9 protein-coding genes are annotated in these 9,216 nt (G+C 61.2%); 7 read left to right on the top strand and 2 right to left on the bottom strand.

What is annotated here, in order from left to right; all coding sequences use genetic code 11:
- Nucleotides 1–150 precede the first annotated feature (150 nt).
- Entirely contained in the window at nt 151–1,497 is a 1,347-nt protein-coding gene (locus ACW9IN_RS29530) for a nucleobase:cation symporter-2 family protein (RefSeq protein ID WP_457369165.1), read from the top strand.
- A gap of 437 nt (nt 1,498–1,934) precedes the next feature.
- Nucleotides 1,935–2,720 carry an outer membrane protein OmpK gene (locus ACW9IN_RS29535; protein ID WP_457369166.1) on the top strand — a complete coding sequence of 262 codons (786 nt, stop codon included), beginning with the start codon at nt 1,935–1,937 and terminating at the stop codon, nt 2,718–2,720.
- 108 nt (nt 2,721–2,828) lie between these two features.
- Here ACW9IN_RS29535 and ACW9IN_RS29540 read toward each other — a convergent pair whose 3' ends face one another.
- Together ACW9IN_RS29540 and ACW9IN_RS29545 are read right to left on the bottom strand one after the other, a co-directional pair.
- A complete protein-coding gene (locus ACW9IN_RS29540) occupies nt 2,829–3,959 on the bottom strand; it encodes a patatin-like phospholipase family protein (protein ID WP_457369167.1) in 1,131 nt (376 codons plus the stop codon).
- Between the two features lie 30 nt (nt 3,960–3,989).
- Nucleotides 3,990–4,925 (bottom strand): lipid A biosynthesis lauroyl acyltransferase, encoded by a 936-nt coding sequence (locus ACW9IN_RS29545; RefSeq protein WP_457369168.1) that lies wholly within the window; start codon nt 4,923–4,925, stop codon nt 3,990–3,992.
- A gap of 119 nt (nt 4,926–5,044) precedes the next feature.
- On the opposite strand from ACW9IN_RS29545, the gene minC reads away from it, so the two are divergent.
- The 5 genes from minC (at nt 5,045) to ACW9IN_RS29570 (ending at nt 9,166) form a co-directional block, all read left to right on the top strand.
- Nucleotides 5,045–5,782, top strand: a complete 738-nt coding sequence (minC, locus tag ACW9IN_RS29550; RefSeq protein ID WP_457369169.1) for a septum site-determining protein MinC — start codon at nt 5,045–5,047, stop codon at nt 5,780–5,782.
- 166 nt (nt 5,783–5,948) lie between these two features.
- Nucleotides 5,949–6,761, top strand: a complete 813-nt coding sequence (gene minD, locus ACW9IN_RS29555; protein ID WP_457369170.1) for a septum site-determining protein MinD — start codon at nt 5,949–5,951, stop codon at nt 6,759–6,761.
- A gap of 3 nt (nt 6,762–6,764) precedes the next feature.
- A complete protein-coding gene (minE, locus tag ACW9IN_RS29560) occupies nt 6,765–7,019 on the top strand; it encodes a cell division topological specificity factor MinE (RefSeq protein ID WP_019410761.1) in 255 nt (84 codons plus the stop codon).
- Between the two features lie 95 nt (nt 7,020–7,114).
- Entirely contained in the window at nt 7,115–7,750 is a 636-nt protein-coding gene (locus tag ACW9IN_RS29565) for an RluA family pseudouridine synthase (protein WP_003192838.1), read from the top strand.
- Nucleotides 7,751–7,876: 126 nt separating this feature from the next.
- Nucleotides 7,877–9,166, top strand: coding sequence for a M18 family aminopeptidase (locus ACW9IN_RS29570; protein WP_457369171.1), 1,290 nt, complete (start codon nt 7,877–7,879; stop codon nt 9,164–9,166).
- The last annotated feature ends 50 nt before the right edge of the window (nt 9,167–9,216 follow it).

Here is a 9,216-nt window from a genome sequence, read left to right on the forward strand (position 1 = left end):
GCCTGATACACCGAGGTGCCTGCATCGCAGGCAAGCCAGCTCCCACACAGACCAGCTCCCACCTTTGAGATCAGTCGTGTTTTGAAGATTGAGTTCCATCCGGCAATTGAATGCCAAACAACACAACAATAAAAAGATCCGAGGTGTTGCATGACCGAGTTAGCCGAACCGCAGATTCCCGCCGCACCCGCCCTGGTGCGGCTGCCCCTCTTGCAACTGATTCTGGTAGGCCTGCAACACGTCTTGCTGATGTACGGCGGCGCGGTCGCCGTGCCCCTGATCATTGGCCAGGCCGCCGGCCTCAGCCGTGAAGAAATCGCTTTTCTGATCAACGCCGACCTGCTGGTGGCCGGTATCGCCACCCTGGTGCAGTCGTTCGGCATCGGGCCGGTGGGCATTCGCATGCCCGTGATGATGGGGGCCAGCTTTGCCGCCGTCGGCAGCATGGTGGCCATGGCCGGCATGCCGGGTATCGGCTTGCAGGGGATCTTCGGGGCGACCATCGCGGCCGGATTCTTCGGCATGCTCATCGCGCCGTTCATGTCCAAGGTTGTACGCTTCTTCCCGCCGCTGGTGACCGGCACCGTGATCACCGCCATCGGCCTGTCGCTGTTTCCCGTGGCCGTGAACTGGGCCGGGGGCGGCAGTGCCGCGGCGACGTTTGGCTCGCCGGTCTACCTGGCCATCGCCGCCCTGGTACTGGCGACCATCCTGCTGATCAACCGCTTCATGCGCGGCTTCTGGGTGAACATCTCGGTCTTGATCGGTATGGGCCTGGGCTACGCGTTGTGCGGGGCCATTGGCATGGTCGACCTCAGCGGCCTGGCCCGGGCACCGTGGGTGCAGCTGGTGACACCGCTGCATTTCGGCATGCCCAAGTTCGAGCTCGCGCCGATCCTGTCGATGTGCCTGGTGGTGGTGATCATCTTTGTCGAGTCCACCGGGATGTTCCTCGCCCTGGGCAAGATCACCGGCCAGGACGTCACGCCAAAGATGCTGCGCCGAGGCTTGCTGTGCGATGCCGGTGCGTCGTTCTTTGCCGGCTTCTTCAACACCTTCACCCATTCCTCGTTCGCGCAGAACATCGGCCTGGTGCAAATGACCGGCGTGCGCTGCCGCTCGGTGACGATGATGGCCGGGGTGTTCCTGATCGTGCTCAGCCTGCTGCCCAAAGCGGCTTACCTGGTGGCGTCGATTCCGCCGGCGGTGCTCGGCGGCGCGGCCATCGCCATGTTCGGCATGGTCGCGGCCACCGGGATCAAGATCCTGCAGGAAGCCGACATCGCCGACCGTCGCAACCAACTGCTGGTGGCAGTGAGCATCGGCATGGGCCTGATCCCGGTGGTGCGCCCGGAATTCTTCGCGCAGTTGCCACTGTGGATGAGCCCGATTACCCACAGCGGCATCGCCATGGCCACCCTCAGCGCGTTATCGCTGAATGTGCTGTTCAACATTCTCGGCGGTTCGGAACGACCTGCCGTCGCCCATACGCATTGATTCCTTCGTTCAAACAAAAACAATAACGAAACAGGGAACATCCACATGCACACCCTTCACCTGGGGCCGGCCACGAGCCGTGCCCCATTCTCGCCCCGCGCGCGCTGTAACGGCGCACTTGAGCCAAGGCATGGGAGCCAGTATTCTCCGCGCCCGCTCGAATCGACTCAAAAAAAAACAGCGAATGTAAAAGCTGACTGCAAGGCCAACTTATCCCGGCCTATTGTCTGCGGCCAAAACACGCAAAAGTCCCCTGAATTCGACTGCATCCGATGCAGCCGACGGGGATTTTTTGGCTTTTTGAAAGCCTTGGCGCGGCGCTTGCTAAAAGCATCAAAGCTGACCGAATAGACGATTTTTGCAGCGAACCAAAAGGCGCCACACCAGAGCGCCTGCGTAGAAGAAAAACCATAAAACCTTAACTCGGGAGCAACCGAATGAAACCTATGTTCAAAGGCCTGATGCTGGCGGGATCCCTGCTGGCCGGCGGCCAGGCCGTGGCCGGTGATTTGTTGCAGTGGCAGAACAACAGCCTGACCTACCTGTGGGGCAAGAGCTTCACCGTCAACCCGCAGATCCAGCAAACCGTCACGTTCGAGCACGCCGACGCCTGGAAGTACGGCGACAACTTCTTCTTCCTCGACCGCATCTTCTACAACGGCAAGGAAGACGGAAATGTCGGCCCGAACACCTACTACGGTGAGTTCAGCCCGCGCCTGTCGTTCGGCAAGATTCTGGACAAGGACCTGTCCCTGGGCCCGGTGAAAGATGTGCTGCTGGCGTTCACCTACGAGTTCGGCGAAGGCGATAACGAGTCGTACCTGCTGGGTCCGGGCTTCGACCTGAACATCCCCGGCTTCGACTACTTCCAGTTGAACTTCTACCAGCGCCAGACTGAAGGCAATCGTCCGGGTGACGGCGTGTGGCAGATCACCCCGGTGTGGTCATACACCCTTCCGGTGGGCAACTCCGACGTGCTGATCGACGGTTTCATGGACTGGGTGACCGACAACGACAAAAACGCCCGTGGCACTTACCACGCCAACCTGCACTTCAACCCGCAGGTCAAATACGACCTCGGCAAAGCGCTGCACTGGGGCGACAAGCAGTTGTACGTGGGCTTCGAATACGACTACTGGAAGAATAAGTACGGGATCGAAGATTCGGGCGCATTCAAGACCAACCAGAACACCGCGAGCTTCCTGGTCAAGTACCACTTTTAAAATGTGATCGCGGTCTCCTGTGGGAGCTGGCTTGCCTGCGATAGCAATCTGTCTGTGCCACATTTATGGGCTGACACACCGTTATCGCAGGCAAGCCAGCTCCCACATTTAGATCGGTGTAATGCCAAGGAATCGTGACAACTCCTCACGCTTGGCCAACGCATCGCGCCGTCCCAGCTCGATCAACTCGCTGCAATACCCCGCTTCGAACAGCAAGTAACTCAGCACCCCCGCCCCGCTCGTCTTGGTCGCTCCCGGCCCGCGCAAAAACAGGCGCAACGCCGCCGGCAGTTCCTGGCGATGCCGCGCTGCTATTTCATCGATGGGCTGGCTCGGGGCGATCACCAGCACTTCCACGGCCGCCAACTCGGGCGCGGCATGGCTGAACTGGTTCAAGCGTTCCAGCAACTCGATATCGCTTTCCAGACTGTCAATGAACGTGCTGTTGAGCATGTGCCCACCGATCTGCGCCAGGGTGGGTTCCTGGCCGGTGTAGGTGCGCTGTGCCGCCGGCTCGTTGCCGCGCGGGTTGCCGCTGACACCGACCACCAGCACACGGCTGGCGCCCAGGTGCAGCGCCGGGCTGATCGGCGCCGACTGGCGCACGGCACCGTCGCCGAAGTACTCCTGCTCCAGTTTGACCGGGGCGAACAGCAAGGGAATCGCCGAACTGGCCAGCAGGTGCTCGACCGTAAGCTGCGTGGGCACACCGATACGCCGATGGCGTAACCAGGCATCGATGGTGCCGCCGCCCTGGTAGAAGGTCACCGCTTGCCCGGACTCATAACCAAAGGCCGTCACCGCCACGGCATGCAGATGCTGTTGGCGAATCGCTTCGCCAATGCCGTCCAGGTGCAATTTATCCTTGAGCAGCGCTTTGAGCGGCGTGCTGTTGAGCAGCGCCACCGGCACCTGGGCGCCGAGGCCGAGCAGGCTGTGAATAAAGAAGCGCCCGGCCTGACGAATGACCCCGGGCCAGTCACTGCGCAGCACCAGGTGGCTGCGAAAGCCTTGCCAGAATGCGGTAAGGCGCTGGATCGCGGCAGTGAAGTCCATGGCGCCACTGGCCAGGCTCACGGCGTTGATCGCGCCGGCAGAGGTGCCGACGATCACCGGAAACGGGTTGGGCGCCCCCGACGGCAACAGCTCGGCAATCGCCGCCAATACCCCTACTTGATACGCTGCTCGCGCCCCGCCGCCGGAAAGAATCAAGCCTGTAACCGGTTCAGCTGGGCGCATTGCGTCACTCCATATGGGAAAAGTCAGGATTTACCGACGGCGTTTCTCGTACAGCTTGGGCTCGCCCGGTGGCCGGCTCTTGAAGCGCCGGTGCGTCCACAGGTATTGCTCGGGGCATTCCCGAACCGCTGCTTCGACCCACTGATTGATCCGCAGGCAGTCGATTTCGTCGCTCTCGCCAGGGAAGTCACTGAGCGGCGGATGGATCACCAGGCGATAACCGCTGCCATCGGCCAGCCGCTCCTGGGTGAATGGCACCACCAGCGCCTTGCCCAGCTTGGCAAACTTGCTGGTGGCCGTCACGGTAGCGGCCTGGATACCGAACAGTGGCACGAAGATGCTTTGCTTGGCGCCGTAGTCCTGGTCCGGTGCATACCAGATGGCGCGGCCGGCGCGCAGCAGCTTGAGCATGCCACGCACGTCTTCGCGCTCAACGGCCAGGGAATCGAGGTTGTGACGCTCGCGGCCACGGCGCTGGATGAAGTCGAACAACGGGTTGCCGTGCTCGCGGTACATGCCATCGATGGTGTGTTTCTGCCCCAGCAAGGCCGCGCCGATTTCCAGGGTGGTGAAGTGCAGGGCCATGAGGATCACGCCCTTGCCATCCAGTTGGGCCTGTTTGAGGTGTTCCAGGCCTTCGACATGGGCCAGCCGCGCCAGGCGCTGGCGTGACCACCACCAGCTCATGGCCATCTCGAAGAAGGCGATGCCGGTGGAGGCGAAGTTGTCCTTGAGCAGTCGCTTGCGTTCCTGGGCGGTTTTTTCCGGAAAGCACAGCTCCAGGTTGCGCGCAGCGATGCGGCGACGTTCGCCGGCCACGCGGTACATCCCCGCGCCGAGCAAACGACCAATGGTCAGCAGCGCGCGATACGGCAGTTGAGTGACCAGCCACAACAAGCCGAGTCCCAGCCATAACAGCCAAAAACGCGGGTGAAAAAATACAGCTCGAAAACGCGGGCGATCCATTACAGATTCCGGTAAAGACAAGGGCCGCGCATTCTACAACGGTTCGACCCGGCTTGCGGCCCGGGGATGTTCTCGTTATAAGTCTCGACACTTTTCGTGACAAGCCGCTTTTGCCGACCATGAGCCAAACCGAACCGCTAGACCAAGATCCCGTGTTCCAGCTGAAAGGCAGCATGCTCGCCATCACCGTGCTGGAACTGGCCCGCAACGACCTCGACGCCCTGGACCGCCAGCTCGCCGCCAAGGTCGCCCTGGCGCCGAACTTCTTCAACAACGCCCCGCTGGTGCTGGCGCTGGACAAACTGCCCGCCGGCCAGGGCGTCATCGACCTGCCCGGGCTGATGCGCGTCTGTCGCTCCCACGGCCTGCGTACGCTGGCGATTCGCGCCAGCCGTATCGAAGACATTGCTGCGGCCATCGCCATTGAACTGCCAGTATTGCCACCCTCGGGTGCGCGCGAGCGTCCGCTCGAACCATTGGTCGGTGAAGAGAAGAAAAAACCGGAAAAACCACCGGAGCCGACGATCAAGCCTACAAAGATCATCACCTCGCCCGTACGCGGCGGACAGCAAATTTACGCCCAGGGCGGCGACCTGGTGGTGGTGTCTTCGGTCAGTCCCGGGGCGGAACTTCTCGCCGATGGCAACATCCATGTATACGGCCCGATGCGCGGACGTGCCCTCGCCGGCATCAAGGGTGATACAAAGGCGCGGATTTTTTGCCAGCAGTTGACCGCTGAGCTAGTGTCCATCGCAGGCCAGTACAAGGTTTCAGAAGATTTGCGCCGTGATCCGCTGTGGGGGGCCGGGGTGCAGGTCAGCCTGTCGGGCGATGTGTTGAACATCATCCGTCTTTAACGGATACTGCCGCATTTTCCAAGCATCTCTAGACTCTGATAGCACAGCGAAACCGGCATTACTTGTGTAGGAATTATTTTTTCCTACAAGGCTGTCCGCCTGCAGCGAGTTCCAAGAGATGTTTTTCAGGGACCGAAAAGTCCTTTTTCCTTAGGGGTGAAACACCTTGGCCAAGATTCTCGTGGTTACATCCGGCAAGGGTGGTGTGGGTAAGACCACCACCAGCGCCGCTATCGGTACCGGTCTCGCGCTGCGCGGCCACAAGACAGTTATCGTCGACTTCGACGTCGGTTTGCGTAACCTCGACCTGATCATGGGCTGCGAACGCCGCGTGGTGTATGACTTCGTCAACGTGGTCAACGGCGAAGCCAACCTGCAACAGGCCCTGATCAAGGACAAGCGCCTCGAAAACCTGTACGTGCTGGCGGCCAGCCAGACCCGTGACAAGGAAGCGCTGACCAAGGACGGCGTGGGCAAAGTCCTCGCCGAACTGAAAGAAACCTTCGAGTTCGTGGTCTGCGACTCCCCGGCCGGCATCGAAACCGGTGCCCACCTGGCGATGTACTTCGCCGATGAGGCCATCGTGGTGACCAACCCGGAAGTCTCGTCGGTACGTGACTCGGACCGCATGCTCGGCCTGTTGGCCAGCAAGTCCCAGCGCGCCGAAAAAGGCGAAGACCCGATCAAGGAGCATCTGCTGCTCACCCGTTACAACCCCGAGCGCGTCAGCAACGGCGAAATGCTTGGCGTTGAAGACGTGAAAGAAATCCTCGCCGTGACCCTGCTGGGCGTGATTCCAGAATCCCAGGCAGTGCTCAAAGCCTCTAACCAAGGTGTTCCGGTCATCCTCGACGACCAGAGCGACGCCGGCCAGGCGTACAGCGATGCCGTCGATCGCCTGCTGGGCAAGTCCGTGGAACATCGCTTCCTCGATGTCAAGAAGAAGGGATTCTTCGAGCGTATCTTTGGAGGCAACTAAACCATGAACATTTTTGACTTCTTTCGTACCAGAAAAACGCCGACTACTGCGTCCGTGGCGAAAGAGCGTCTACAGATCATCGTGGCGCACGAACGCGGCCAACGCAGCACCCCGGACTACTTGCCCGCCTTGCAGAAGGAACTGGTGGAAGTGATCCGCAAGTACGTCAATATCGGCGACGATCAAGTACAGATCGCCCTCGAGAATGAGGGAAGCTGTTCGATTCTGGAACTCAATATCACCCTGCCAGATCGTTGATCGAACGGGTGGCCGCCACGGCGGCTCGTTCACCTTGATCCCCTTGGGGAGCCAGGTGGGCGAGCCGCCGTTGGCGTTTGTTACGAGGCTGTTTAATGCCGCTGTCCAACATCCATATCCTCCATCAGGATGACGCTGTCCTGGTGGTGAACAAACCGACCCTGCTGCTCTCGGTGCCTGGCCGCGCCGACGACAACAAGGACTGTCTGATCACCCGCCTGCAGGAAAACGGCTACCCCGAAGCCCGCATCGTGCACCGCCTGGACTGGGAAACGTCAGGGATCATCCTGCTGGCCCGGGACGCCGACACCCACCGCGAGCTGTCGCGCCAGTTTCATGACCGCGAAACCGAAAAAGCCTACACCGCCCTGGCCTGGGGCCAACCGGCACTGGACAGTGGCAGCATCGACCTGCCCCTGCGCTACGACCCACCGACCAAACCACGCCATGTGGTGGACCATGAGTTCGGCAAACACGCGCTGACCTTCTGGAAAGTGCTGGAACGCTGTGGCGACTGGTGCCGCGTGGAGCTCACGCCCATCACCGGGCGTTCGCACCAACTGCGCGTACACATGCTGTCCATCGGCCACCCGTTGCTCGGCGACGGCCTGTACGCCCATGAACAGGCCCTGGCCGCGTGGCCGCGCCTGTGCCTGCATGCGAGCATGTTGAGCTTCACTCACCCGCAAAGCGGTGAGCGCTTGCGCTTCGAGTGCCCTGCGCCCTTTTGAAGGGTGAACCCGATCAAATGTGGGAGCTGGCTTGCCTGCGATAGCGGTGTGTCAGTCCCACAGTGGTTTTGTGTTGTGTTCGCAACCAATACGGTAAACTCCGCGCATTGCTGTCTGGAGCTATTTATGCGCGAAGCGTTGAATCAAGGCCTGATCGATTTCCTCAAGGCCTCCCCTACTCCTTTTCATGCCACTGCCGCCCTGGCCCAACGCCTGGAAGCCGCCGGTTACCAGCGCCTTGACGAGCGCGAAACCTGGACCACCGAGGCCAACGGTCGCTATTACGTCACCCGCAACGACTCCTCGATCATCGCCTTCAAGCTTGGCCGGCACTCGCCGCTGCTGGACGGTATCCGCCTGGTCGGTGCACACACCGACAGCCCTTGCCTGCGGGTCAAGCCGCAACCGGAGCTGCAACGCCAGGGTTTCTGGCAGTTGGGCGTGGAAGTCTACGGCGGCGCGTTGCTGGCGCCCTGGTTCGACCGTGACCTGTCCCTGGCTGGCCGCGTCACCTTTCGCCGCGATGGCAAGGTCGAAAGCCAACTGATCGACTTCAAGCTGCCCATCGCCATCATCCCGAACCTGGCCATTCACCTGAACCGTGAAGCCAACCAAGGTTGGGCGATCAATGCCCAGACCGAGTTGCCACCGATCCTCGCCCAATTCGCCGGTGACGAGCGTGTGGACTTCCGCGCCGTACTCACCGAGCAGCTTGCACGCGAACACGGGCTGAACGCCGATGTGGTGCTCGACTACGAGCTGAGCTTCTACGACACCCAGAGCGCTGCCGTCATTGGCCTCAATGGCGACTTCATTGCCGGCGCCCGCCTCGACAACCTGCTGTCGTGCTACGCCGGCCTGCAAGCCTTGCTCACCAGCGACACCGAAGAAACCTGCGTGCTGGTGTGCAACGACCATGAAGAAGTCGGCTCCTGCTCGGCCTGCGGTGCCGACGGTCCGATGCTGGAACAGACCCTGCGCCGCCTGCTGCCGGAAGGTGATGAGTTCGTACGTACCATTCAGAAATCCCTGTTGGTATCTGCGGACAACGCCCATGGCGTGCACCCCAACTACGCCGAGAAGCACGACGCCAACCACGGCCCCAAACTCAACGCCGGCCCGGTGATCAAGGTCAACAACAACCAGCGCTACGCCACCAACAGCGAAACCGCCGGGTTCTTCCGCCATCTGTGCATGGCCCAGGAAGTGCCGGTGCAGAGCTTCGTGGTACGCAGCGACATGGGGTGCGGTTCCACCATCGGCCCGATCACCGCCAGCCACCTGGGCGTGCGTACGGTGGACATCGGCCTGCCGACGTTTGCCATGCACTCCATCCGCGAACTGTGCGGCAGCCATGACCTGGCGCACCTGGTGAAGGTGTTGGGTGCGTTCTACGCGAGCCGTGATCTGCCTTAAGACCTAGGTGCGACCATCGCGGGCAAGCCCGCTCCCACAGGGAAATGCAT

It is taken from the genome of Pseudomonas sp. SDO5271_S396 (assembly GCF_054071795.1).

Coding starts and splice junctions, on each gene's coding strand:
- minC (WP_457369169.1), top strand. CDS start 5,045: ATGAGCCAAACCGAACCGCTAGACCAAGATCCCGTGTTCCAGCTGAAA.
- ACW9IN_RS29565 (WP_003192838.1), top strand. CDS start 7,115: ATGCCGCTGTCCAACATCCATATCCTCCATCAGGATGACGCTGTCCTG.
- minE (WP_019410761.1), top strand. CDS start 6,765: ATGAACATTTTTGACTTCTTTCGTACCAGAAAAACGCCGACTACTGCG.
- ACW9IN_RS29530 (WP_457369165.1), top strand. CDS start 151: ATGACCGAGTTAGCCGAACCGCAGATTCCCGCCGCACCCGCCCTGGTG.
- ACW9IN_RS29540 (WP_457369167.1), bottom strand. CDS start 3,959: ATGCGCCCAGCTGAACCGGTTACAGGCTTGATTCTTTCCGGCGGCGGG.
- ACW9IN_RS29535 (WP_457369166.1), top strand. CDS start 1,935: ATGAAACCTATGTTCAAAGGCCTGATGCTGGCGGGATCCCTGCTGGCC.
- ACW9IN_RS29570 (WP_457369171.1), top strand. CDS start 7,877: ATGCGCGAAGCGTTGAATCAAGGCCTGATCGATTTCCTCAAGGCCTCC.
- ACW9IN_RS29545 (WP_457369168.1), bottom strand. CDS start 4,925: ATGGATCGCCCGCGTTTTCGAGCTGTATTTTTTCACCCGCGTTTTTGG.